The sequence below is a fragment of the Virgibacillus sp. MSJ-26 genome, assembly GCF_018918075.1.
GTDB lineage: Bacteria > Bacillota > Bacilli > Bacillales > Amphibacillaceae > MSJ-26.
The window spans coordinates 183,589-208,089 of sequence record NZ_JAHLPW010000005.1; the positions used below are offsets into that span (position 1 = coordinate 183,589).

The window sequence follows — 24,501 nt, forward strand, 5'->3', positions numbered from 1 at the left end:
ATTGGAAATAATTATTTTAATATTATCAGGAGCTTTAATTTCTATTGCTGTCTATAACTTATTGCAAAAGCAACTATTAAGAATCATTATTGGAACTGTATTAATCTCTCACGGTGCCCATTTATTCATATTAACCATGGGTAAGTTAAAGCGCGGACAACCACCCGTTTTAAAAGAAACTGTTACAAGCTATACAGACCCATTGCCACAAGCTTTAATTCTAACTTCTATTGTGATTAGCTTTGGAATTACGAGTCTGCTTCTTGTTTTATCCTACCGCACCGCGAATGAGAACAAGACTGATAATATGGATCAATTAAGGGGTAAGTCAAATGAGTAACCTAGCTATTTTGCCAATTATATTACCACTATTTGCAGCAATAATTGTTGCCTTTACAAACAAAAAAGTACCTGTTTCTCGAACCTTAACTAAAAGTCTCTCTATCGTTAATCTAGGAGTCACTGCATTTATTTGTTGGTATGTTTTTGCTAACGGAACAATTGTTTTAGAAACAGGTAGCTGGAAAGCGCCCTATGGTATCACGATTGTAGCGGACTCACTTTCAATCGTACTTGTATTGACAACAAATATTCTTGCTACAGCCTGTGCTTTTTATGCACCTCACTCACTTCCTTTATCAAAAGAAAAACATTACTTTTATGCTTTCTTTTTCTTTTTAATCGCTGGTGTTTCAGGGGCATTTTTGACAGGCGACTTATTCAACCTGTTTGTGTTTTATGAAGTACTTCTGATGGCTTCTTATGCATTAATTGTGTTAGGTGGAGAGAGAATCCAACTGAGAGAATCTATTAAATATGTGTTAATCAACCTGTTCTCTTCAATTTTGTTTGTAACAGCCGTCGCCTTTTTATACGGCGCTGTTGGTACAGTAAATATGGCACAAATTGCTGAACGAGTCCACGGGGTTGAACAACAAGGTATTTTGACGACTATTGCGATACTTCTATTCTTTGTTTTTGCTACAAAGGCAGCGTTATTCCCGCTATATTATTGGTTGCCTAAATCTTATATCGTTCCAAATCCTGTTATTTCTGCCCTGTTTGGTGCATTATTAACTAAGGTTGGTGTGTATTCCATTATTCGTGTGTTTACATTAATTTTCACTTATAACACGGATATCACTCATCAACTCTTCATATGGATGGCTGGCTTAACAATGATATTTGGTATCCTCGGTGCCCTGTCTACAAATAATATAAAACTGATTATTGCTTATAACATTATACCTGCTATTGGTTTTATTATGATGGGTATTGGTGTATTTAATGAAGATGCATTAAGTGGATCAATCTATTACCTAGTACATGATATGATTATCAAGACAGCTTTATTTTTACTCGTGGGTGCAATAGCGTATGTAGCAGGGACCTCTGATTTAAGGAAAATGAATGGATTGATTAATCATTATCCATTGCTTGGTTGGTTACTATTTTTAGCAGCTTTTGTATTAGCAGGTATCCCTCCTTTTAGTGGATTTATTGGAAAGGTTCTTCTCTTAAAAGGAGCGTTAGCTGAAGGCGAGATTGGTATAGTCATCATCGGCTTGCTAACAAGTTTATTAATTCTTTACTCCGTTTTAAAAATATTTATTCGAGGATTTTGGGGGGAAAAGCAAGAACTCAAACCGACAGAAAAGCGTTCACCAAAAGGATTTATTGGCCCCGTTGCTTTTCTATTAACACTATCTGTATTACTAGGTTTAGGCGCAGAATTTATATATCCATCCATTGATTCTATTGCAACTTATTTACTTAACCCTGAAAATTATATTCATTCTGTTTTAAAGGAGTAGTGGACAATGGCCTTCCAAATTGTTATTAATTTAATTATTGCCTTCATGTGGATGTTTTTGAGTGAAACCTATACGGGAACCAGTTTTTTCTTAGGCTTTGTATTAGGTCTTATCTTACTCCTTCTACTTGATCGCTTTGTTCCTGGCAGATTCTACTTACATCGTGTGATAAAAATTATACAATTGATTTTATTGTTTATTCGAGAACTCATTACATCTACACTAGATATTGCAAAATTAGTTTATAAACCTAATCTAAATGTGGAACCTGGAATCTTTTCCTATCCTTTAGAAGTAAGCAGTGACTGGGAAATTACATTATTATCTAACTTAATTTCTCTAACACCTGGTACATTAACTGTTGCCGTATCACTTGATAATAAAGAAATTTTTATTCATGCTATGCACATAGACGATACCGAGGATTCCATCCATTCTATAAAAAACACCTTTGAAAGAGCCATTATGGAGGTGACGAGATGAACGACTTTCTGTTATTAACCGAAAATCTACTGGATATTACCTTATTTATTTGTTTTATCGGTATCTCAGCCTCAATTATCTTACTTATGTATCGAATTATAAAAGGACCCTCTAATGCTGATCGGGCTGTAGCACTAGATTCAATCGGCATTAACCTTATGGGAGTTGCTGCATTCATAGGAATCTTCTTGATTACATCCAAGCTAACCGATGTTGTCTTGTTGATAGGAATACTCTCCTTCTTAGGGACTGTGGCTATTGCGAAATACTTAGAAAAGGGTGTTATCATTGAACGAGATCTTGATTAACAGCATTTTAAACATATTAACTATCCTCTTCTTATTGATTGGCACTTTTTTTATATTTTCAGGTTCATTAGGAGTATTTCGATTTCCTGATGTCTATACTAGACTACATGCAGCTACGAAGGCATCAACACTAGGCATTGCAAGCATTTTAATTGGAACATTCATTTTCCTGTATGTTGCCCACGATGTTGTTAGTGGAAAGCTACTGCTAGCTATCTTCTTCATCTTATTAACCAACCCTGTCTCTGGGCATATGATTTCTAGAGCCGCTCACCATAGCGGTGCTAAATTAGTGTTGCGTCATAGAAAGGATGCTTATGAAGAGGCGTTAAACAAGGAAAAAACAGAGTGAACTATTAAAGAATCACTCTGTTTTTTTGTTTCGTGTTATTTAAACAAGTCAAATAAAGTTTTAAGATATTTATGAAGGACAGACACTATGACCAAGTTATCAACATAGAAATGTTATATAGGCGCTTGCCTAAGTAATTAGGAGGTGTATGTGTTTGTCCGGTATTTTAAGTGCCCTTGCCCTACTTATCAAGGAAGCTGTATTTTTTGTTTCCTATGTCAAAAACCAAGCTTTCCCTCAACCTCTCTCTCCTGAAGATGAAGCCAAATATCTAAAAGAAATGGAAAACGGCAGTCATGAAGCAAGAAATAAACTCATTGAACATAATTTACGGCTTGTCGCACATATCGTTAAAAAGTTTGATAATACGGGTGAAGAAACAGAGGATTTAATTTCAATTGGAACAATCGGATTAATTAAAGGGGTTGAAAGCTTCTCTGCTGGTAAAGGTACAAAGTTGGCTACTTACGCCGCTCGATGTATCGAAAACGAAATATTAATGCATCTTAGAGCATTAAAAAAGGTAAGTAAAGATGTTTCCATGCATGATCCTATTGGGCAGGATAAAGAAGGGAATGAGATTAGTCTAATTGATATACTTGAAGCAGAGAACGAAGATGTTATTGAATATATCCAACTCAATATGGAAATTGAAAAGTTAGAGAAATACTTTACAATTCTTGATCAACGTGAAAAGGAAGTTGTGGTCTATCGTTTCGGTTTAAATGGCTTCAAAGAGAAAACACAAAGAGAGATTGCCAAAAAACTTGATATTTCCCGCAGTTACGTGTCACGAATCGAAAAACGGGCTTTAATGAAAGTCTTTCATGAATATTTTAGAAACGAAAGACAGAAACAAGAATAAGCCTAAAAATCACCACACCATATCTGAAACCACTCTCCCTCCATACTTGCCTAAACCAAAAATGGTACCGTACAAAATATATGTGATACGCGGTAACGTTAGCATAATTCTTCCCTCTTAAAAAGATATGCGCTTATTCCATCGCTACGGAAAAAATACTCGTTTTCCATGGGGAACGCTTCAGCCTTCTTGCCCCGGCAAGGGGTATGCCGGCGTTGTCCGCAAAGAACGGTTTTTTGTCGGCCATCATTAACTTGACCATCGTTGCACTGTTCCTTTCCCATAGGACATGAGGGACTTCAGCGCGTTACATCGCACGAAGAAAATTGGTTTTTATTTTCGAGGAGTCTCGCATTTTTTCCTTCGCTATAGATAGGTTTCGTTTGGAATTCAAAGAGTAGACTTTTAGTTACATTTTTTGGATTAAATTTACACCATATCGTTCTTTCTGCGCTACTATATACTTTCTGATTTAAGGGTAATTACATTTTATAAAGTTAATGGTCTCACATTACCAGCAAGATTTATCTTTACTTTGAGCAAATATTATACTGATGTTTTTTAATACTACAGCTTATTATTGAAAATGAACTATCCTAAGCGGAGGAAATACACGGAGACTCCTTGAAAAAATCGCGATGTATCGCTGCCGAAGCATTCCTTGTCCAGCAGGAAAAGTAGCCTAGGTGAGACCCCAAAATGCGTTAGCATTCGGAGGCTCAGCAGCGCCTGCGGAAAGCGAAGTGTATTGCCGTAGCGATGTCTCGTTATCTATAAGGATTAGAATTTTAATTAATAGAAGAAAAAAGTGAGCGTTAGATTTAACGTACCGCTCACTTTTTTAGTTTCTTCTGTAATTTATATTGTCTTTCAAACAAAATAATAGACACCAAAATAGAGGTAAATGATAAGATTAAGTAGACTTTTCCATCATGGGAAGGATGGATGTATATTTCATTAATTGCTCCAATATATAAATAGCTCCCAAAAACTAATAAAGTTGCTATGAAGCGCTGGTAATCTTCTATTTTATCTTTAACGTGTTTAGTAGATTTCACTCAGACTACCTCCTCTTTGCACCGTATCACACTAAGAAGCAAAGCACAAATGGTAAATATTAGTATATTTAATTAAAAATCAATCATGTTCATAATTAATTGACTAGAATTCTTCGCTGCTTGTGAAAGAAACTGATCAAAGGAAACGGACGAATCTTTTCCTGCTATATCGGATAAAGCTCTTATAACGACAAAAGGCTTTTTGTATTGATAACATACCTGGGCGATCGCCGCAGCTTCCATTTCCAAAGCAATGACATCTTTAAATTGTTTTAAGACAAAGGAAACACGTGTAGGATCACTCATGAATGAATCACCGGTTGCAATAGTTCCTTTCACAGCGTGAACATCAAGATTCTCAACGGCATGCATAGTTTTGTCGATTAACTTTACGTCAGCTCGATAAGTCGCTGGCATACCTGGAACTTGTCCGTAAATATAATCAAATGCAGTCGCATCTACATCATGATGAACAACTTCTGTTGAGATAATAATATCACCGACATCTAATTTATCGGAATACCCACCAGCTGACCCAGTGTTAATAACATATTCTGGAGAAAAGCGTTCAAACATTATTGTCGTCGCCATCGCTGCATTAACCTTTCCTATACCTGATTTCAATAACACAACATCTTGATCATTCAAACTTCCTGAATAAAACACACAGTTGGCTATTGTTAATTGTTGTTTATTTGACATGTTGTTTAGTAAAATTTCTACTTCTTCATCCATAGCACCAATTATACCTATAGTCATTTTTTGCCTCCTTCACTATTTTTTATCATTTTCTTTTAATATTTCTACTTTCGTTGGCTGCCAGCCTTCTTCATCTATCCAAGATAGATAAACTCGGTATACCTCTGTTTCTTCGTTATCGGAAACAGTTGCGATAGTTTTTTGGGGAGCGCCACCATTTTCGATTCTCCATGTCATCATGTCACTCTCGTCAATTTCAGCTGCTAGACTGGCTGCTTGTTCCATCTCCTTCCAGTCCTGAGTTTCTTTTTCAAATTGAGTGGTATGTTCCCCTTCTTGCTTCGTACCAATTGGTTTCCAATTTGCTGTATATGCATCAGTGACATTGTCATCAGATGATTCAACTGATTCTTTTTCGATTGTTTCATCCTCTTCCTCTTCGGTATCTTCTTCACTTTCTTCAGCTTCAGTGTCATTGTTATCTTTTTCGGTCTCTTCTTGCCCTGATTCTTCAATAACTAATTCGGACTTTTTTTCTTCTGCTTGATCTGTATCATTGTCATCATCACCAAAAACAAACAATCCAATTAAAAGAACGAGCAAAATGCTTCCGATAACGATGAAAACAGAAATGGCTTTTGTATTTTTACGTCGTTTTTCAAACTTGTTTAAGCGTGAATGTTTATCGTTCAACTGAAGTCACCCCTAAAAATCGTTTTATTTAACATCATCCCATTGAAAAAAATCGTCAATAATATTACGTTATTGACGACTAATTTTTTTATTTAACTTTTCATTATAACAGTGAATTATTCCACATTAATAATTTTCACTTGCATATCTCCACCTGGAGTCGTTACAGTGACTTCTGTTCCAACCTTTTGGCCTAATAAGCTTTGAGCCATTGGTGAATCGTTTGATATTCTTCCTTCGAATGGATCGGCCTCCGCACTTCCAACGATAGTATATGTTTCTTCTTCTTCATCAGGTAATTCTTTAAATGTAACGGATTTCCCAAGAGTTACAACATCTTGGTTTTCTTCATCGTTCTCAATGATTACAGAGTTACGAATCATTTTTTCCACTTGCGCGATTCGTGTTTCAACAAAAGCCTGCTCATCCTTAGCCGCATCATACTCTGAGTTCTCAGAAAGGTCACCAAAGTCACGCGCTATTTTTATACGTTCAACAACCTCTTGTCTACGTTCAGTTTTTAAATAATGTAATTCTTCCTCTAATTTTTCTTTCCCCTCTTGTGTCATGTAGTAACTTTTATCTGCTGACATTACAAACACTCCTTTTTATCTTTATAGCATAACATCTTTTTAATTTTAAAGAACTGGATAGCCTATTAAATTTTAAGGTTTTTAAATTATATTAATAATATTGTTAACTATTCATACTATGACAAATTATACTTAATATTTCAATCGATTTTATCATTTCGATTCCTTGATAATATTTTTTCGATTTTCGTAGCCATAAGATCGATAGCTACGTGATTCTCTCCACCTTCGGGAATAATGATATCGGCGTATCTTTTTGTTGGTTCAACAAATTGGAGATGCATCGGTCTGACATTATTAACATATTGATCAATAACTGAGTCGAGTGTTCGTCCTCGTTCCTTTATATCCCTAAGTAATCTACGGATAATACGTATATCTGCATCTGTGTCGACGAATACTTTAATATCCATTAAATCGACTAAGCGCAAATCTTCAAGTATTAAAATTCCTTCAATAATAATCACTTCTTTTGGTTCAACAGGGATAACTGTCTTTGAACGAGTATGCATTTTATAATCATAAACCGGCTTATCAATAGGCTTATTTTGAAGTAACTCATTAATATGCTCAATTAATAAATCATTATCAAAGGCGAGCGGGTGATCATAATTTGTGTTAAGTCTTTCTTCAAATGATAGATGACTTTGGTTCTTGTAATAATAATCTTGCTCAATTACAAGAATCGATTTGTCAGGAAAACGTTTAGCGATTGATTTAGTTACTGAAGTTTTCCCACTCCCGCTGCCACCAGCTACACCAATAACAACAGGTTTTCTATTTTTCATTCGTGTGACTCCTCTCGCTGCTCTTAAAACTTATAGCTACACCGTCCCCTACAGGCACAATCGATGTATGATAGCTTGAATGATTCGTAACCCGTTTATTATATTCTCTTAATCGATTCACTATACTCTTGTAGCGCCGATGTTCAAAATCATAATCTGCTACATAACCTCTAAATAGTACATTATCCGCTATAATAAAGCCATTATTAATTAAAAGTGAATCCGCTAAATCAAAGTACTTTTCATATTGACCTTTAGCTGCATCAATAAAAATACAATCAAATTTTCCTTCATGTTCAGCCATATTCGTCATGATACTTAAAGCATCACCTTGAACCAATGTAACTTTCTTCCGGTTATCATACTTTTTTAAATTTGCTTTTGCTTGATTATATCTTTTTTCATCTTTTTCAATGGTTGTAATTGTACTTTCTGGACTAGCTTCAAGCATTCGAAGCGCTGAATATCCTATACCTGTACCTATTTCTAAAATTTCACTCGGCTTATTCATTCGAATCAATTGCATAATGAAATCCATCCCAATTGAATCCATAATTGGAACACGATCTTTTTGTGCCTGTTCTTCCAGGTCAACAATCCAATTATCCTTTTCAGGTAAAAGCGCTAATAAATAGTTTGTGATTTGTTCATCCATTTCGAAACCTCTTTTGTTAATGATCGAGCTTTTTGAATTATAAAAAACGGGAAATGTGACTGCCACATTTCCGATAGCTTACCCTATTTAGGTGAAGCTGTTTAAACAAGATAAATTTTATTTTATAAGTTTTAATCGATATATTTTTGTTTCAATTTAATATGTTCCTCATGTGTTTCAGCAAAGTGTATGCCACCCTCGTTATCATGTAAAAAATACTTATAATCTGATTTTTCTGGATGCAAACTTGCCTTCAAAGAATTAACACTAAAGTTAGATATAGGACCGACGGGTAGTGTATCAATTTGATAAGTATTATAAGGTGATTCAATTTCAAGATCTTTTAATAATACCTTATCTTTATGTTCTCCCATGGCATATAAAACCGTCGGATCGGTCTGCAACGGCATCCCTTCTTCCAGTCGGTTATAAAAGACACTCGCTATTCCTTTACGTTGGTCTTTAGAACTAGCCTCTTTCTCAACCAGTGAAGCAAAGGTAAGTGCCTCATGCACAGTAAATTTCTTTTTATCTATATCTTTCTGATTTTCATTCACAACTTCAGCAGTTCGATCTAACATCGTCTCAATTATATCGTTAATATTTGGGTTTTCAACATATATATCATATGTAGCAGCAAATAAGTATCCCTCTAAAGGTGTTCGGATGTCTTCATCTAAAATTTCTTCAGATAAAATTGAGGGATAGGCTTCAATAAGTTCTTCGACATATTTTTCGTCATTCACTTTGTCAATAAAATCCTTTTTTGAAAAATACTTTTTTTCAGCAAAGATTTCTGCGATTTCTTCTACCGTTTTACCTTCAGGTATAGTAACTTTATCGATTGGTTCTTTTACGAGTACGCCTGATTTTAAGGACTCTATAATCTCGTCTATTGTCATTGCAGGGGTAAATGTATAAGCTCCCGCTTGAAAATCGGATTCATTCTTAACCTTTGTATAAATCCTAAATATCCGACTATCTTTGATAATCCCTTTTTCCTCAAGAATGTTAGCTATACTTGAAGATGTGGAACCCAAAGGTATTTCTACTTCGACGCCTTGTTCATTACCTGGATCTACAGGTTGTAATGCGGACTTAATATACATATATCCTGAGATAATTCCGACTAAGAAAATGAGTATAAGTGAAATAATTATAATAGATACAATTTTACGAACGGTGCTGGCTTCTTCATTTCGAGCAATTAAATTGTCTCGAAATTCTTTCTTTTTATTCTTTTTGGACATGCCATCTACCCCTCTCATCTGGTACATTATACTAAAATATTTCAATTTGTGCTAGACTTTGATGAAAATTTCGAGGTAGAATCCATGGATCTATTTCACATAAGTTTATTGATTTAGATTATCACCTAAAAAGCTGATGTCAGTATGACACCAGCTTTTTAGGTGAGCTAGTCTTTCTATTCCCCTTTATCTTCTTCATCCGCTAGGGTGTTTAGCATCTCTTCTACAATGTCCCATTCCTCATCTGTTTCAATTGGGAATAATGCCAAATCGTCACCATCATTTTCTTTTTCTTCATATCGAAAAGCATAGACTTCTATCTCTTCGCCATCTTTTTGTTCAACTGGAACCACAGCAAGATATGATTGCTCTGTATCATCTACATCGAAAGTAAATAATACTTCAAATAAATGTTCTTCTCCATTTTCATCTGGAATGATAATACGTTCATTCTCTTCTAGTGCCATATGATTCACTCCTACATTCTAATTTGTTTGGTCTAAATAACCTTGTAAAATCATGACAGCAGCCATTTTATCAATGACTTGCTTTCTTTTCTTTCGGCTTATATCGGCCTCTAATAAAACTCGTTCGGCTGCCACTGTCGTCAAACGTTCATCCCATAAAACAGTCGGTATTTGATGGATTTTTTCAATATGGGTAGCATACGTTTTAGATGCTTCTCCACGTTCTCCAATCGTTCCATTCATGTTTTTTGGTAAGCCTATAACAGCTTTCCCTATTTCATGTTCTGTTATGATTTTTTTTAGGTCTATATCAGCGGATGTAATGTCTCTTTCACTCCACTTAAGGGTTGTTAATCCTTGAGCTGTCCAGCCAAAAGCATCACTGACCGCTACACCAATCGTTTTGGAACCAACATCAAGTCCGATAATTCTCATTGGCTATCCTTTTGTTGTTCAAGGTAGTATTTAACTAGCTCTTCAATCACTTCGTCGCGTTCAATTTTACGAATTAAATTTCGTGCATCATTATATCTTGGAATGTAGGCAGGATCACCTGATAATAAATAACCAACAATCTGATTAATAGGATTGTAGCCTTTTTCCTCAAGCGCCTTATGAACCGTTAATAATATTTCTTTAATATCTTGATCAAAAGGTTCTTCTGAAAAATTGAATTTCATCGTCTTATCAATAGAGCTCATCGTGACACCTCGTTCCAATATTTACCCTTCTTGTACACATTTTAACACGTTTAGTGTAATAATTATATCTTTTATAGTTAGTTTTGAACTTTATTTTACTTTACTATTCTCTTTAACATATTTTCTAGCATAATTTAAGGCATCGTTGATTTTTTCTGGTTGCTTACCACCAGCTTGAGCCATATCAGGACGACCGCCACCGCCACCACCACAAATGGATGCTGCTTGTTTTATTAATTCGCCAGCATGAAATCCTTTTGCAACAAGATCTTTTGAAACTCCTGCTGCCAGTTGGACTTTACCATTATTCTCACTTGCTAACAAAATAACACCCGAACTTAACTGTTGTTTCAAATCATCAAGCATCGTCCGTAATTGATTCATATCTGGTACGTTCACTTTGTGTGCAAGCACATTAATACCTTCAACATTCTTTGTCTGATTAATAATATTACCCGCCTCTTGATGGGATAATTTATCTTGTAATGATTCATTTTCCTTTTGAAGCTGTTTAATACTCTGGAATAATTCTTCAATACGTTCAGGAACAACCTCATCTTTTGTTTTAAGGATCATAGCAGATTTCTTCAAATAATTTTCTTTCCTATTTAAGTAATCAAAAGCATCTTTGCTTGTAACTGCTTCAATTCTACGAGTTCCTGCTCCAATTCCTGCTTCTGAAGTAATTTTAAACAAGCCGATTTGCGATGTATTGACGACATGACAACCACCACAAAGCTCAAGACTGTAATCACCAATTTTGACGACGCGTACAATATCCGAATATTTTTCTCCAAATAATGCCATAGCTCCCATTGCTTTTGCATCATCTAGCTTTTTATAATCAATAGCTAAAGGAATCGATTCCCATATTTTCTCATTGACTATCTGTTCTATTTCTTCTATTTCCTTATCTTCTATAGCTGCAAAATGTGTAAAATCGAATCTCAAACGGTCTGGTAAAACTAATGAACCTGCTTGGTTAACGTGAGTGCCTAGGACGTCTTTTAGTGCTTGGTGTAATAAATGTGTTGCAGTATGGTTTTTCGTGATACCAGTGCGAAATGCTTGGTCAATCGTAGCTTTTACTTCTTGGCCGATTTCTAGCTGACCTTCGATAACTTTCACCTGGTGAATATTCTGCCCTGTCGGTGATTTCTGGACATTTTCTACGTAAGCCGAGACACCGTCAGTATATATCCATCCTTTATCAGCGACCTGTCCTCCACTTTCTGCATAAAACGGCGTTTCTTCTAAAATAACCATGACCTCTTCATCTTTACCTGCACTCGTTATAAATGCATCATCATTTATTAATTCAACAACTTTAGTCTTTGATTCGTTATTATCATAACCTATGAATTTGCTCTCTACATTTACTTTTGAGTAAATATCACTTTGAACTTGCATTGAGTCGACTTTTTGTCTTGCGCTCCGAGCTCGGTCACGTTGTTTTTCCATTTCTTTATTAAACCCTAGTTCATCAACTGTAAAACCATATTCAGCAACATACTCCTCTGTCAGCTCTTTTGGAAATCCATACGTATCATAGAGACGAAAAACATCTTCACCGGGAAAAATTGTGCTTCCATTCTTTTTTTCTTTTTGAATAATGGATGATAAAATTTCTAAACCTTCATTTAAAGTTTCATGGAATCGTTCTTCTTCAACTTTAATAATTCGTTCAATTAATTCATGTTCTTTTAAGACTTCTGGATAAAAGTCTTCCATAATATCTCCTACCGTAGTGACGAGTTTATACATAAATGGTTTTTCTATCCCAATTTGCTTAGCAAAACGTATAGCTCGTCTGATAAGACGCCGTAACACATAGCCACGTCCTTCGTTGGAAGGTAGTGCCCCGTCACCGATTGAAAAGGCAACAGTTCTGATATGGTCCGCAATAACTTTGTAAGCAGTGGCTGCTTGTTCGCTATGTCCATACTTGCTTGATGCAAATTCCTCTATTTTATGAATGATAGGTAGAAATAAGTCAGTCTCAAAGTTAGTCGGTGCATCTTGAATAATAGAAACCATTCGTTCTAAACCCATACCAGTATCAATATTTTTACTTGGAAGCGGTGTATACGTATCATCAGGATTATGATTAAACTGTGAGAACACTAAATTCCATATCTCTAAATAACGATCATTTTCTCCACCCGGATAAAGTTCAGGGTCTTTGAGATCATTTCCGTACTCTTCTCCTCGGTCATAAAATATTTCAGTATTTGGTCCACTTGGCCCTTCTCCTATATCCCAAAAGTTCTCTTCCAAGCGTATGATTCTTTCTTTAGGTAATTTTATCTCATTCAACCAAATATCATACGCTTCATCATCTTCTGGATGGACAGTTACAGATAATAAATCAGAATCAAAGCCAATCCACTTATCACTTGTTAAAAACTCCCATGCCCATTCAATAGCTTCGTTTTTAAAATAATCACCGATAGAAAAGTTACCAAGCATTTCAAAGAAAGTATGGTGTCTAGCTGTAAAGCCAACATTTTCTATATCATTTGTTCTAATGGCTTTCTGAGCATTAACAATACGAGGATTGTCCGGAATTACTCGACCGTCAAAATATTTCTTTAACGTAGCGACACCACTATTAATCCATAAAAGTGTTGGATCATCTTTTGGTACAAGTGGAGCACTCGGCTCTTGACGATGTCCTTTTTCAATAAAAAAATCTAAAAACATTTGTCTAACCTGAGCAGAAGATAAATTTTTCATTATAATTCCTCCATTTATAAGTTAATGATATATGTAAAATGCTTGAATCAAAGAATTTGTTAAAGTATCTCGAGGCCAAAAGGCTATCAGCGTTATTCTCTCCACCTAAACATTGGCTATTAAGAGAAAGTACAAATAAAGGTCCTATTGAACATAATTCATATGATGCGACACAGTAGCTTTTTCTTGTTCTGATGATAGTTAAGCTTATTATCATCGCTTCGGCAGAATACTTCGCTTTCCGCGGGCACGGCTTCAGCCTCCTCGAGAAGAACACTCTGCGGGGTCTTCAGACTCGTGCTGTTCCCGCAGGAGTCTCAGCATTCCACCTACGCTAGTTAGAGATTTTCTGATTAATAAAAAGGTTATAATCTATATAATTTCATTTTAAGGAATATGTTTCCCTCAGGAAAGAAAATCACCTTAAGCGGAGGAAAAAACGCGGAGACTCCTGTGGGAGCTGAGGCCTAGATGAGACCCCGCAGTGCGTAGCACGAGGAGGCTCAACAGCCGCCCACGGAAAGCGTAGCGTTTTTTCCGCAGCGTTCGTATTATCGCTTTCTCTAACAGAAGGGAAAAGACTCTTCATTCACACATAATTAGTTGTCACTGTGTCGTAGTTTATATCGATGGCGACTAAGGAAACAATATAGGTAATATTAATTTGGTTCCAATAAAAAAATCCCCTCTCTGCACGGTTGCAGGGACGAGATTGTTCGCGGTACCACCCTATTTATGAACATACTTATGTTCATCTCTTGGTCATGTTAACGGTCTGATACCGGCGATGATTAGCCGCACTCCAGTATAGCTTCCATGGCTCTCATTCAGGATTTCTTTCAGCCAGTTGAAAATCCCTTTCTAAGAAATGGAGTTCCATGTACTCCTTACTATCAACGTTTTGTTCACTATGTTAGCGATAGTATATAAAACTTTTATTTAAATGTCAATATTCATGTTATAATTCAACTCTCTACCAACAAATTATCCTTTGAATCTTTTAACTGCCACTACCCGGCGAATGATTTCTCGCAAAATCGTTAATAAAGGAACAGCCAAAATCATACCTATTACACCAGCTAACTTTCCTCCTAATAATAAGACAAAAATAATAGCTATTGGATGTATATCTATACTTTTCCCAACAATGTATGGTGATATTAAGTTACCTTCAATAAGTTGAATTCCAAACACAGCAATTAACACAAAGATAACCATCTTACCTGATATCGTCAGGGCAATGGCTACAACTGGAACTGCTCCAATTATTGGACCAAAGTAAGGAATGATATTCGTTAAGCCCATAATGATAGCCAACAACAGAGAATAATCCATATTTAGTAATTCAAAAATAAGATAAGCTGCCACACTAACAAACAGGCATACAAGAAGCTGGCCACGAATATAATTTCCCAAACTCACATCAATGCCTCGTACTATCTGTTTTATCATGAGTTGATATTTATTTGGTATATATTTTAATCCATATTTTTTAATTTTTTCATAATCCTTTAAGAAATAAAAAACAATGACTGGAAGGACAGTAATAAAAACTATCATATCAAATATTTTTGTGATGCCACCAATTAGCTTTCCAGTAAGGCTTTCCAATTTTTGTTCAATACCCGTTATCACTTGATCAATCTTGTCATGTACAGTTTCAGGTAGGAAAGATGTCGTTTCATACAATTCAAAAATTGCTGACTCATACATTTCAAGTAACTGAGGTAGCTGTTCCTTAAAGTCTCTTAATTGGATCATAGTAACAGGATAAAGACGATAACTTAAATAGGCGCCACCTCCGAAAAATAACAAATAAATAAGTAAGATAGCTATTCCTTTGGGGATGCCATAACTATGAATCTTTTCGATAATCGGGTATAGCAAATAAGCAAGAAAGCAGGCAATAACAAACGGTGCTAAAACATGCCATAAAAATGAAAAAAAAGCTCCATAAAAAGGAAACAGTTTTACAAGTAAAAAAATAAATAGAAATACAATAATTCCTGATATCATCCAATATAAAAACCGGATGTATTTTTTATCTTTATACATACAACCGTCTACCAATAAGCCTTTCGTTCATCGTCTGTATATAGGTCATCTAATGAGCTTAAGGAACCATCCGATTCTACTTGGTGGATTGTAACTTTGTTGTCTATAAAAGTCATCTCTATAAAGCAATGCCAACAATAAAATTGCTCTGTACCTATTTTACCCACATCTATGCTTGCGCAATTCGGACATCTAATTAACATATAATCTCCCCTATATTCATGTAGCTATTATGTTATTTTTTCCAAATTACACATCTTTATACATGCTGGTTAATTGTTCACATGAAATCATAGGGGGATAATTCTTCATCATCATTGTTTTCTGGCACTACTTCGTCTTGATGAATACTTTTCAATCTCAGCGCTATATTTTCTTTTAATGAGGTGTATCGTTTATTTGTATCAAGTGTTTCGATTCCTTTTAGAAACGTCTGTTTTTCACCAAAAATAATTAAGGATTGTTTCGCCCGAGTCAGACCTGTATAAAGTAAGTTTTTCCGCAACATACGGTGATATGCTGAGAATATAGGCATGATAATAATCGGGAACTCACTTCCTTGCGATTTGTGTATCGAAATACAATAGGCATGCATAATATTCACATAATCTTTTCGTTCGTAGACAATTTCTTTTTCTTCAAAGGCGACTACAAGCTGTTCGACGTTTTCTTTGTTCTCATCTTTAGTAAATATAGCAACAACTTCACCAATATCACCATTAAAAATATTATCTTCAGGTTGATTTACAAGTTGGATGACTTTGTCACCAACTCTAAAGTAAGTGTCATTATTAAAGACAACCTCCCTCTTTTGCCTTGATTTTGGATTGACTAGTTGTTGCAATGCTTGATTAATAGCATTAATCCCCACTGTACTGCGATACATAGGCGCTAAAACTTGTATGTTTTTTAAATCAATCCCCTTCTTCTCAGCACTGCTTAAAACTTTAGTTAATACATCTATAATATGGTGCTCCCGACATGATATAAAACTAAAATCTTTATCATTAGTTAATGATTCTATATTGCATTCATTATTTTTGATTTCATGAGCAAGTTGGATGATTTTTGAACCTTCTTTTTGGCGATAGACTTCATGAAGACTGACACAGGGAATAGTGTTTGTTTCCAATAAATCAGAGAGCACTTGACCAGGACCAACAGATGGCAACTGATCTTCATCTCCTACAAGTAATATTTGTATATCATTCGGCAACGCCTTAAATAAATGATTTGCTAGCCAAATATCAACCATCGAAAACTCATCAACGATAAGGAACCGTCCTGACAATTGATTTTCTTCATCTTTATCAAAACCATTATTTCCATTCCAGCCAAGTAGTCTGTGTATTGTAACAGCTGGAAGTCCCGTTGATTCGGTTAATCTTTTGGCTGCTCTACCAGTAGGCGCCGTCAGGATAAAAGGATATTCTGATTTGTCATCATAATCCTCAGGGTCCATCGATACATCGTGGAAACTCGAGTATGCTTTCAAAATCCCTTTAATAACTGTTGTTTTACCTGTCCCTGGCCCACCTGTTAGAATCATCACTTTGGAATGTAAAGACTGATTAATAGCATTAAACTGCTCTTTACCATAATTTAATATCTCAGTCTCTTCAATCTCTCCAATAATTTTCATGAGTTCAGCTAAAGGGATTTCCACATCAGTTGGACTTTCCAATATCCGGTTTAAGTGAGATGCAAATCCATCCTCAGCGTAATACAGTGATGGTAAGTATAGACGACCTTCCTGTAGAATAACCGATTTGCTTGAATTTAAATCTTTAATCACATTAGAGATATCGTCACTGCTTATCATGGTATCCGGATGATATAATAGTTGACTGACCTTTTGCATGCATTGGTCGACGGGTAAATATACATGACCTTGCTGAATGCTTTTTTCAAGGATGTAAATGCAGCCCGCACCAATTCGATTTGGATGTGACAATGATAATCCGTTTTTTCTAGCAATGTGATCAGCCGTTTGAAATCCAAACCCTTCAATATCAAATACAAATTTATAAGGATCTTCATTCAATAACTCAATCGTATCTTCTTTATATTCTTGATAAATTTTTTGGGCCATTTTCAGACCGATATCATATTTCGCAAGATAAACAACCACATGTTCAAACCCTTGATTTTCTTTTAATGCTTTCGTTAAGGCGTCCGCTGTATCTTTTTTTAAACCTTTTACGTTTGATAATACACCTGGATCATTAATAATTTGAGAAATAGCAGTTTCACCTAATTGATCTATAATTCTTTCGGCGGTTTTTTTACCAACACCATAAAATAAATCGCTGGATAAATAGGCGACTAAGCCTTCTTTTGTATCAGGTATGTATGTTTGATAAGCCTGAACAGCAAACTGCATCCCGAATTTAACATGGTTTTCAAATTGTCCATAAAATAGATAGGTAGTAGTTTCTTGCAAATTAGAAAAATAACCTTTAATAACTATTTCTTTTTCCTTAAAGGCTGTATTCGTCTCATCAATTTTTATCTTTGCAATTGAAAAATGTTCCTGTTCATTACGAAAAATAGTGTGTAAAAGTTGTCCTTTAAAATACTCTTTTTCGTTTTCTTGGCTTATTTCAACCATGGTAAAACCTCTCTATTCTTCCAATGCTTCTAATACTGTCTTCTTTCCGTTGGCTGCTAGGATATGATCTGGCTGTGCTGAAAGAGCTCGTTCAAAGTGATTGAGTCCCTCTTCTGTATTTTCATTAAATAATGCGATAACTCCTAAATTATAATGAGCATCTGCATGATGTTCGTCAGATAGTAAAATCTTTTCAAAAATTTCTTTTGCTTCATTTATGTAATTTGTCTGAGCCAATGTTAAACCGTATTGAAATAATGCTTCTAGATCATTTGGATTAAGCTCTGTTGCTCGCAGTAAATAAGGCAGCGCTAATAAATCTTGTTCAAGCATTCTAAATGACATGCCGAGCATATAGTAAACGTCACCATCTTCCAAACCTAGATCAATTGACTGTTGATAATTTCTCTGTGCTTTATCATAAGATTCTTTTTCATAATAAATATTCCCGAGTCCATAATAGGCCGTGGCCGTCTTATCATTAATCTCAATAGCTTTCTTGAAAAATCTCTCAGCCCGAACCTTATCGCTCATATGTAACAATAAATTTCCAAAATTAACATAACCTAAGGGATCAGATGGATTATTTGTAATCGCTTCGTTAAGGAGTTCTGTTGCTTTTTCAAAATTTTGCTCTTGGATATATTTGATTGCTAATTGATTATTGTCCATTTTACCTCTCCTATAACTTAATATAGCAATGAGGTCAGAATAAGACGCCAAAATATTTTATGGCTTTCTTCTCTATAATTCTAACCTCATTATCTATATATTAATTTATCCTACATAATCAAGTGGTTTGTCATTTTTCATTATTCGATCAATCGTTCCTCCACCTAGACAAACCTCACCATCATAAAAAACAACTGCTTGACCAGGTGTAATTGCTCTTTGGCTTTCATCAAAAGTGACCAATGCTTGATTGTTTTCTAAAAGAGTGACTGTAACGTCGCTATCTTTTTGACGATATCGAAACTTCGCAGTGCATGTAAATGTCTTTTCGACTCTTACAGGATTAATCCAGTTGATATCAATAGCTAGTAAACTATCCGAATATAAATAATCATTGGAGAAGCCTTGCTCCACATACAGTATATTTTCATCTAAGTTTTTCCCTACTACAAACCACGGATCACCGGGACCACCGATTCCTAGCCCTTGACGTTGGCCAATTGTATAATACATAAGTCCATCATGTCGACCTTTCCACTCACCATTTAACGTTCTCATTTCACCGGGTTGTGCAGGTAAATATTCACTTAAGAACTCTTTAAAATTACGTTCACCAATAAAGCAAATTCCTGTACTATCCTTTTTACTCGCTGTAACTAAATGATGTTCCTTTGCAATTTCGCGTACTTCAGATTTATCCATATGACCAAGTGGGAACATAACCCTTTTTAAAACATCTTCTGTTAATTGATTTAAAAAGTATGTTTGATCTTTATTTTCATCTATTCCACGAAGCATTTCATAATGTCCTGAACGTTCACGCACTTGAGCATAGTGACCTGTCGCTACGTAGTCAGCACCTAAATCTAAAGCATGATCTAAGAAAGCCTTAAACTTGATCTCTTTATTACATACCACATCAGGATTAGGTGTTCGTCCTGCTTTATATTCATCTAAAAAGTATGTGAACACTTTATCCCAATACTGTTTTTCAAAATTAACTGAGTAATATGGGATATCTAGCTGATTACAGACCCTGACAACATCATCGAAATCTTCTGTCGCGGTACATACTCCAAATTCATCTGTATCATCCCAGTTTTTCATGAAGATACCGATTACTTCATAACCTTGTTCTTTTAATAGTAATGCTGCAACGGAAGAGTCAACGCCTCCGCTCATACCAATCACTACACGTGTGTTTTGATTATCATTTACCATTTCTGTTACCTACTTTCATTTCTTGTTAACCTATGAACAATTTTAGCAAGCCGGCGAGCTGCTTCTTCTACATCTTCAAGTGTATTATGAATACCAAAACTAAATCTAATCGAGTTTTGTGTACGTTCTGTATCTTTTCCGAACATAGCCACTAAGACATGAGAGGGGTCAATTGATCCCGCGGTACACGCACTACCACTTGACGCTGCAACGCCTTCTATATCAAGATTCATAAGCATTTTTTCTACATTAATTCCCGGAAAACTTAGATTAATTGTTGAAGGAATCATTGATTTCGGGTCACCGTTTATTTCAAAATTAATCTTTTCATTTTTTAACACAGCTAAGAACGCTTCTTTATATTGTTTATATTGCTCTTGCCATAAGTTTCTATTTTTAACGACTAATTCCACTGCTTTTTGAAAACCAACTATACCAACCATGTTCTCTGTACCTGGACGTCTTTTTCTTTCTTGTTCTCCACCATACAATTGAGCATAAATCGGTATATTTTCACGAGTATATAAAAATCCAATTCCTTTCGGCCCGTTAATTTTATGTGAAGAAACTGATAATAAATCAACTTTTAATGTTTCTACATTTATATCAATCAATCCAAACGCTTGGACTGCATCCGTATGGAAAATGACATCTGCTTCTGTTAATGCATCAGCAATTTCATTGATAGGTTGGATGACACCAGTTTCATTATTGACGTACATAACCGAGACCAAAATGGTATCATCTGTTAATGCATTTTTTAAGTCATTGATTGAAATTTTCCCATCCTTATTGATTGGTAAATAAGTAACATTAAACCCTTCTTCTTCTAAATACTCAGCCGCATGAAGAACGGCATGATGTTCTTGTTCAGTTGTTATAATATGATTTCCTTTATTGCGATTGGCCTTAGCCGTTCCTATCAACGCTAAATTATTTGCCTCTGTAGCACCACTTGTAAAAATAATATCTTTTTCATTTGCATGAATACTATCGGCTATCGTGCGTCTGGCATTGTCCAGTATTTGTCTAGCTTTTCTACCAAACGAATGGACACTAGATGGATTACCGAATATGTCATTGTAAATAGGTATCATTGCTTCAAGTACCTCTTCCGATAAAGGCGTTGTTGCAGCATGATCCAAATATATTGCTTTCATTTGAACCTATCCTTCCTAATCTATTGATGTGTCTTATGATTTAACTTTTATATATAAAACATGTATGATTCTTGTTTCTGTTTATCATCATATTGTGTAAGGTCTGTTAAGGTTGTCGTATCAAGTACGTCTTTGACAGCATCTCTAATACGCATCCATAGTGCTTGCTTAGCAGGCTCCTCATCTTCAATTCCTTCAACAGGTGTAATGGGTCCCTCTAAAACTCTAATTATATCGCCTGCTGTAATTTGGCTTGGTTCTTTCGGGAGCTTATAGCCTCCATAAGCACCTCTAACACTTGTAATAAGTCCCGCATTTCTTAATGGTGTAGCAAGCTGCTCTAAATAATGTTCTGATAAATTATTATCTTGAGCAATTGTTTTTAATGGTGTGGGTCCTTCGCCGTATTTTCGAGCCAATTCAATCATAATCGTCAACCCGTAACGTCCTTTTGTAGATATTTTCAATTAAGAACACCTCTATTTTCAAGTCAACTGCTTATAAATCTGTGATAAGAGTCAAAAATATAATAATAACATATAATACATGTTATTATATCATGAATAGAGTACACCTTGCATTTTATGCAGTCTCATTCTACGCTTAAAAGAAAGACACAAATAATTAATTAGAATTCACCAGCATGACTTTCTTATTAATTAGTCTATTAAACTACAAAAAATTTAACTAAAGGGATGAAATACATGGAACAAAAACCACTTGCTTTCCGCATGAGACCTAAACACATAGATGAAATAATTGGTCAAGAACACCTAGTCAGCGAGGGTAAAATTTTAAGTAGAATGGTAAAAGCCAATCGTTTAGCCTCTATGATACTGTTTGGTCCACCAGGAACCGGCAAAACCTCTCTCGCTGTAGCACTAGCTGAAACATTAAACTTAAAAGTGAAAATGTTAAATGCAGTAGTGGATAGAAAAAAAGATATGGAGATTGTCGTTGAAGAAGCCAAACTGACAGGGCGAGTAGTTCTTATTCTCGATGAAGTTCATCGTCTAGATAAAGCAAAACAAGATTTCTTATTGCCGCATTTAGAAAGTAATTTAATAACAATGATCGGTTGTACAACAAGTAATCCCTATCACTCCATTAATCCAGCAATCCGTAGCAGATGTCATTTATTTGAACTGCATGTTTTACAACCGAAAAACATTAAAGTAGCCATCAAACATGCTCTTGAAGATAGAGACGATGGCTTAGGGCAAAGAAATATAGAAATTACAGAAGATGCTTTAGATCATTTTGCTTTAAGCTCTAATGGTGACATGCGTTCCGCCTTAAACGGCCTTGAATTAGCCGCATTTTCTACACCAGAAAACAATGATGGTCTTATCGTCATTGATTTGCAAACCGCTGAAGAGTGTATGCAAAAGAAAAATTTCTCACATGACAAAGATGGTGATGCCCACTACGATGTTCTATCAGCATTTCAAAAATCAATCCGCGGAAGTGATGTCGATGCTGCACTTCATTACCTAGGTCGCCTTATTGAAGCAGGCGATTTAGATAGTATTGCAAGGAGGATGATTGTCACAGCTTATGAAGATATCGGAGTAGCAAATCCACAAGCAGGTCCTAGAGCACTAGCCGCAGTTGAAGCAGCAGAACGAGTCGGATTTCCAGAAGCAAGAATACCACTTGCTGTAGCCATAGTGGAATTATGCTTATCTCCAAAATCAAATACAGCTTATAAAGGGCTAGATGCTGCACTTCAAGATATTCGTTCTAACCATACAGGTGATATACCGAACCACTTAAAGGACTCACACTATAAAGGTGCAAAGTCCCTACAAAGAGGGCTAGATTATAAGTATCCCCATAATTACGAAAACAGTTGGATAAGCCAACAATACTTACCTGATGCTATTAAAAACAAACAATACTATTTCCCTAAAAATAGTAGTAAATTTGAACAAGCGATGAAAAAAGTCAATGATAAAATTAATCAAGATAAAAATAAACAGCGATAATACAGGTATAATTTCTTTTCCAAGTGGTCAAACTAAATTCTAGACAATACTTTTTTTATGTCGTTTAGTATTCTATTTAAATAATACTTAATCGAATGTTAAAAGAAATCGCAAAAAAACTTAGCACTAAACTAACTGCGATAAAATCTAGTGATGAAGTTATCACAGTTCTTATTGGAAAAGGAGATGAAGAAATTGGCTAAAGTTAGACAAGACGCTTGGTCCCATGAAGATGACTTATTATTGGCTGAAACCGTCTTGCGTCATATTAGAGAAGGCAGTACACAATTAAATGCATTTGAAGAAGTTGGTGACAAATTAAATCGCACTTCTGCAGCATGTGGTTTTCGTTGGAATGCAGAAATTAGGGACAAATACGAGAGTGCCGTTGATCTGGCAAAAAGGCAACGTAAAGAGAAAAAACGTGCAATGGAAGCTAAAAATAGGGGCAAGGTAAAACAATCTACCAATCCTCCTATAACTTACCAGAGTTACACTGATTCAAGTATTGAAACTAACACTAGTACCACTGATAATGAAGAAACTAATCTGACACTTGATTCAGTTATTCATTATTTAACACAACTTAAAGTCGAATGGAATCAGACAAATCAATCGAAGGTAACCTTAGATCACACCAAACAAGAGAATGAAAGACTTCATGAACAAATCGCCGATCTTGAGAAACAGCTTGAACGTACACAAAAGCAGCTAAATACTATTCAAGAAGATTATCAAGTATTTGTCCAAATTATGGATCGTGCTAGAAAAATGACCGTGCTTGATGATCAAGGCTCTTTTCAATCACCTAAGTTTGTTATGGACAAAAACGGTAACCTAGAACAGATTCAAGATGTGAACTAACATGGCTTCTATAGTTTAATAAATCTAAGTCAAATACTCGGGGTGCACTCATACACACCCCTTTTTTTGTTCACTTTTTATAAAATTATTCTGCCGATGCAAGGTGACGCACTTAAATTGCTAGGATTAAAATAATCAAATCACAAATCTTTGCTTTGTCACAGATTATGGATACGATATAGTTAGGGAATATAATAAAACTTTAAATGTTACAGAAAACCGATTATCTCGGAGAAGAAATAATCGGTATTATTATAAAACATAAAAATCCCAATGGTGCCGTCTATATAACAATTTTGATCCCGCTCTCGGCAGGTGGGTGCTCCGTTTCATATTTTTGTGCTTCCTCTGTTTTCACAGAGGCATGCACGCAATACAAAAACCTATTGAGCTCCCTTTGTTATAGATGTTCGGTCAAAATGATTGATAGACGTACACATCAGGATTTAAATCTTATCTATTTGTTTG

The 24,501-nt window shown here is 35.4% G+C and carries 26 protein-coding genes, 1 other RNA gene and 1 other annotated feature; of the genes, 8 read left to right on the top strand and 19 right to left on the bottom strand.

Annotated features, from left to right (window positions below; genetic code table 11):
* Position 1 precedes the first annotated feature (1 nt).
* The 6 genes from KQI49_RS06435 (at position 2) to sigK (ending at position 3,822) form a co-directional block, all read left to right on the top strand.
* Positions 2 to 340 (top strand): Na(+)/H(+) antiporter subunit C, encoded by a 339-nt coding sequence (locus KQI49_RS06435; RefSeq protein ID WP_216487547.1) that lies wholly within the window; start codon positions 2 to 4, stop codon positions 338 to 340.
* Entirely contained in the window at positions 333 to 1,814 is a 1,482-nt protein-coding gene (locus tag KQI49_RS06440; RefSeq protein ID WP_216487548.1) for a Na+/H+ antiporter subunit D, read from the top strand. The genes KQI49_RS06435 and KQI49_RS06440 overlap by 8 nt, the downstream gene beginning before the upstream one ends.
* A gap of 6 nt (positions 1,815 to 1,820) precedes the next feature.
* Positions 1,821 to 2,297: a Na+/H+ antiporter subunit E gene (locus tag KQI49_RS06445; RefSeq protein ID WP_216487549.1), complete on the top strand. Its 477-nt coding sequence runs from the start codon at positions 1,821 to 1,823 to the stop codon at positions 2,295 to 2,297.
* The gene (locus KQI49_RS06450) at positions 2,294 to 2,605 is read left to right on the top strand and encodes a Na(+)/H(+) antiporter subunit F1 (protein ID WP_216487550.1); all 312 of its coding nucleotides are present in this window, start codon (positions 2,294 to 2,296) and stop codon (positions 2,603 to 2,605) included. Before KQI49_RS06445 ends, KQI49_RS06450 begins: the two co-directional genes overlap by 4 nt.
* Positions 2,586 to 2,957, top strand: a complete 372-nt coding sequence (gene mnhG, locus KQI49_RS06455) for a monovalent cation/H(+) antiporter subunit G (RefSeq protein WP_216487551.1) — start codon at positions 2,586 to 2,588, stop codon at positions 2,955 to 2,957. Before KQI49_RS06450 ends, mnhG begins: the two co-directional genes overlap by 20 nt.
* Positions 2,958 to 3,111: 154 nt before the next feature.
* A complete protein-coding gene (gene sigK / locus KQI49_RS06460; RefSeq protein ID WP_216487552.1) occupies positions 3,112 to 3,822 on the top strand; it encodes an RNA polymerase sporulation sigma factor SigK in 711 nt (236 codons plus the stop codon).
* An 833-nt stretch (positions 3,823 to 4,655) separates the two neighbouring features.
* On the opposite strand, the gene KQI49_RS06465 is transcribed toward sigK, so the two are convergent.
* From KQI49_RS06465 to cymR, 18 genes are all read right to left on the bottom strand, one after another.
* Positions 4,656 to 4,880 carry a YrhC family protein gene (locus KQI49_RS06465; protein WP_216487553.1) on the bottom strand — a complete coding sequence of 75 codons (225 nt, stop codon included), beginning with the start codon at positions 4,878 to 4,880 and terminating at the stop codon, positions 4,656 to 4,658.
* A gap of 72 nt (positions 4,881 to 4,952) precedes the next feature.
* Positions 4,953 to 5,639, bottom strand: coding sequence for a 5'-methylthioadenosine/S-adenosylhomocysteine nucleosidase (gene mtnN, locus KQI49_RS06470; RefSeq protein ID WP_216487554.1), 687 nt, complete (start codon positions 5,637 to 5,639; stop codon positions 4,953 to 4,955).
* A 15-nt stretch (positions 5,640 to 5,654) separates the two neighbouring features.
* The gene (locus KQI49_RS06475) at positions 5,655 to 6,272 is read right to left on the bottom strand and encodes a YrrS family protein (protein WP_216487555.1); all 618 of its coding nucleotides are present in this window, start codon (positions 6,270 to 6,272) and stop codon (positions 5,655 to 5,657) included.
* 116 nt (positions 6,273 to 6,388) lie between these two features.
* Positions 6,389 to 6,865 carry a transcription elongation factor GreA gene (gene greA, locus KQI49_RS06480; protein WP_216487556.1) on the bottom strand — a complete coding sequence of 159 codons (477 nt, stop codon included), beginning with the start codon at positions 6,863 to 6,865 and terminating at the stop codon, positions 6,389 to 6,391.
* 140 nt (positions 6,866 to 7,005) lie between these two features.
* Complete coding sequence (gene udk / locus KQI49_RS06485; RefSeq protein WP_216487557.1) at positions 7,006 to 7,653, bottom strand: uridine kinase; 648 nt, start codon at positions 7,651 to 7,653, stop codon at positions 7,006 to 7,008.
* Entirely contained in the window at positions 7,643 to 8,308 is a 666-nt protein-coding gene (locus tag KQI49_RS06490) for an O-methyltransferase (protein WP_216487558.1), read from the bottom strand. The genes udk and KQI49_RS06490 overlap by 11 nt, the downstream gene beginning before the upstream one ends.
* 131 nt (positions 8,309 to 8,439) lie before the next feature.
* Positions 8,440 to 9,558: an endolytic transglycosylase MltG gene (mltG, locus tag KQI49_RS06495; RefSeq protein ID WP_216487559.1), complete on the bottom strand. Its 1,119-nt coding sequence runs from the start codon at positions 9,556 to 9,558 to the stop codon at positions 8,440 to 8,442.
* 176 nt (positions 9,559 to 9,734) lie between these two features.
* Positions 9,735 to 10,025: a DUF1292 domain-containing protein gene (locus KQI49_RS06500; RefSeq protein ID WP_216487560.1), complete on the bottom strand. Its 291-nt coding sequence runs from the start codon at positions 10,023 to 10,025 to the stop codon at positions 9,735 to 9,737.
* An 18-nt stretch (positions 10,026 to 10,043) separates the two neighbouring features.
* Complete coding sequence (ruvX, locus tag KQI49_RS06505) at positions 10,044 to 10,460, bottom strand: Holliday junction resolvase RuvX (protein ID WP_216487561.1); 417 nt, start codon at positions 10,458 to 10,460, stop codon at positions 10,044 to 10,046.
* Positions 10,457 to 10,726, bottom strand: a complete 270-nt coding sequence (locus KQI49_RS06510) for an IreB family regulatory phosphoprotein (protein WP_216487562.1) — start codon at positions 10,724 to 10,726, stop codon at positions 10,457 to 10,459. The genes ruvX and KQI49_RS06510 overlap by 4 nt, the downstream gene beginning before the upstream one ends.
* 90 nt (positions 10,727 to 10,816) lie before the next feature.
* Positions 10,817 to 13,462, bottom strand: coding sequence for an alanine--tRNA ligase (gene alaS, locus KQI49_RS06515; protein WP_216487563.1), 2,646 nt, complete (start codon positions 13,460 to 13,462; stop codon positions 10,817 to 10,819).
* 699 nt (positions 13,463 to 14,161) lie between these two features.
* Positions 14,162 to 14,368, bottom strand: a binding site (T-box leader).
* Positions 14,369 to 14,446: 78 nt separating this feature from the next.
* The gene (locus KQI49_RS06520) at positions 14,447 to 15,517 is read right to left on the bottom strand and encodes an AI-2E family transporter (RefSeq protein ID WP_216487564.1); all 1,071 of its coding nucleotides are present in this window, start codon (positions 15,515 to 15,517) and stop codon (positions 14,447 to 14,449) included.
* An 8-nt stretch (positions 15,518 to 15,525) separates the two neighbouring features.
* Entirely contained in the window at positions 15,526 to 15,720 is a 195-nt protein-coding gene (locus KQI49_RS06525) for a hypothetical protein (RefSeq protein ID WP_216487565.1), read from the bottom strand.
* A 77-nt stretch (positions 15,721 to 15,797) separates the two neighbouring features.
* Positions 15,798 to 18,128 (bottom strand): SF1B family DNA helicase RecD2, encoded by a 2,331-nt coding sequence (recD2, locus tag KQI49_RS06530; protein WP_216487566.1) that lies wholly within the window; start codon positions 18,126 to 18,128, stop codon positions 15,798 to 15,800.
* Positions 18,129 to 18,140: 12 nt separating this feature from the next.
* A complete protein-coding gene (locus KQI49_RS06535) occupies positions 18,141 to 18,800 on the bottom strand; it encodes a tetratricopeptide repeat protein (RefSeq protein WP_216487567.1) in 660 nt (219 codons plus the stop codon).
* A 105-nt stretch (positions 18,801 to 18,905) separates the two neighbouring features.
* Positions 18,906 to 20,021 (bottom strand): tRNA 2-thiouridine(34) synthase MnmA, encoded by a 1,116-nt coding sequence (gene mnmA, locus KQI49_RS06540; protein WP_216487568.1) that lies wholly within the window; start codon positions 20,019 to 20,021, stop codon positions 18,906 to 18,908.
* A 5-nt stretch (positions 20,022 to 20,026) separates the two neighbouring features.
* Positions 20,027 to 21,181 (bottom strand): cysteine desulfurase family protein, encoded by a 1,155-nt coding sequence (locus KQI49_RS06545; RefSeq protein ID WP_216487569.1) that lies wholly within the window; start codon positions 21,179 to 21,181, stop codon positions 20,027 to 20,029.
* Between the two features lie 47 nt (positions 21,182 to 21,228).
* Positions 21,229 to 21,648: a cysteine metabolism transcriptional regulator CymR gene (cymR, locus tag KQI49_RS06550; RefSeq protein ID WP_216487570.1), complete on the bottom strand. Its 420-nt coding sequence runs from the start codon at positions 21,646 to 21,648 to the stop codon at positions 21,229 to 21,231.
* 237 nt (positions 21,649 to 21,885) lie between these two features.
* Here cymR and KQI49_RS06555 point away from each other — a divergent pair, with 237 nt between their 5' ends.
* Together KQI49_RS06555 and KQI49_RS06560 are read left to right on the top strand one after the other, a co-directional pair.
* Positions 21,886 to 23,169 carry a replication-associated recombination protein A gene (locus KQI49_RS06555; protein ID WP_216487571.1) on the top strand — a complete coding sequence of 428 codons (1,284 nt, stop codon included), beginning with the start codon at positions 21,886 to 21,888 and terminating at the stop codon, positions 23,167 to 23,169.
* 195 nt (positions 23,170 to 23,364) lie between these two features.
* A complete protein-coding gene (locus KQI49_RS06560) occupies positions 23,365 to 24,033 on the top strand; it encodes an RsfA family transcriptional regulator (RefSeq protein ID WP_216487572.1) in 669 nt (222 codons plus the stop codon).
* 263 nt (positions 24,034 to 24,296) lie between these two features.
* Here the strand turns inward: KQI49_RS06560 and ssrS are convergent.
* Positions 24,297 to 24,482, bottom strand: a non-coding RNA gene (gene ssrS / locus KQI49_RS06565) — 6S RNA.
* Positions 24,483 to 24,501: the final 19 nt, after the last annotated feature.

Coding starts and splice junctions, on each gene's coding strand:
- KQI49_RS06440 (WP_216487548.1), top strand. CDS start 333: ATGAGTAACCTAGCTATTTTGCCAATTATATTACCACTATTTGCAGCA.
- KQI49_RS06445 (WP_216487549.1), top strand. CDS start 1,821: ATGGCCTTCCAAATTGTTATTAATTTAATTATTGCCTTCATGTGGATG.
- KQI49_RS06450 (WP_216487550.1), top strand. CDS start 2,294: ATGAACGACTTTCTGTTATTAACCGAAAATCTACTGGATATTACCTTA.
- mtnN (WP_216487554.1), bottom strand. CDS start 5,639: ATGACTATAGGTATAATTGGTGCTATGGATGAAGAAGTAGAAATTTTA.
- greA (WP_216487556.1), bottom strand. CDS start 6,865: ATGTCAGCAGATAAAAGTTACTACATGACACAAGAGGGGAAAGAAAAA.
- udk (WP_216487557.1), bottom strand. CDS start 7,653: ATGAAAAATAGAAAACCTGTTGTTATTGGTGTAGCTGGTGGCAGCGGG.
- KQI49_RS06490 (WP_216487558.1), bottom strand. CDS start 8,308: ATGGATGAACAAATCACAAACTATTTATTAGCGCTTTTACCTGAAAAG.
- mltG (WP_216487559.1), bottom strand. CDS start 9,558: ATGTCCAAAAAGAATAAAAAGAAAGAATTTCGAGACAATTTAATTGCT.
- KQI49_RS06500 (WP_216487560.1), bottom strand. CDS start 10,025: ATGGCACTAGAAGAGAATGAACGTATTATCATTCCAGATGAAAATGGA.
- ruvX (WP_216487561.1), bottom strand. CDS start 10,460: ATGAGAATTATCGGACTTGATGTTGGTTCCAAAACGATTGGTGTAGCG.
- KQI49_RS06510 (WP_216487562.1), bottom strand. CDS start 10,726: ATGAGCTCTATTGATAAGACGATGAAATTCAATTTTTCAGAAGAACCT.
- alaS (WP_216487563.1), bottom strand. CDS start 13,462: ATGAAAAATTTATCTTCTGCTCAGGTTAGACAAATGTTTTTAGATTTT.
- KQI49_RS06520 (WP_216487564.1), bottom strand. CDS start 15,517: ATGTATAAAGATAAAAAATACATCCGGTTTTTATATTGGATGATATCA.
- KQI49_RS06525 (WP_216487565.1), bottom strand. CDS start 15,720: ATGTTAATTAGATGTCCGAATTGCGCAAGCATAGATGTGGGTAAAATA.
- recD2 (WP_216487566.1), bottom strand. CDS start 18,128: ATGGTTGAAATAAGCCAAGAAAACGAAAAAGAGTATTTTAAAGGACAA.
- KQI49_RS06535 (WP_216487567.1), bottom strand. CDS start 18,800: ATGGACAATAATCAATTAGCAATCAAATATATCCAAGAGCAAAATTTT.
- mnmA (WP_216487568.1), bottom strand. CDS start 20,021: ATGGTAAATGATAATCAAAACACACGTGTAGTGATTGGTATGAGCGGA.
- KQI49_RS06545 (WP_216487569.1), bottom strand. CDS start 21,181: ATGAAAGCAATATATTTGGATCATGCTGCAACAACGCCTTTATCGGAA.
- KQI49_RS06555 (WP_216487571.1), top strand. CDS start 21,886: ATGGAACAAAAACCACTTGCTTTCCGCATGAGACCTAAACACATAGAT.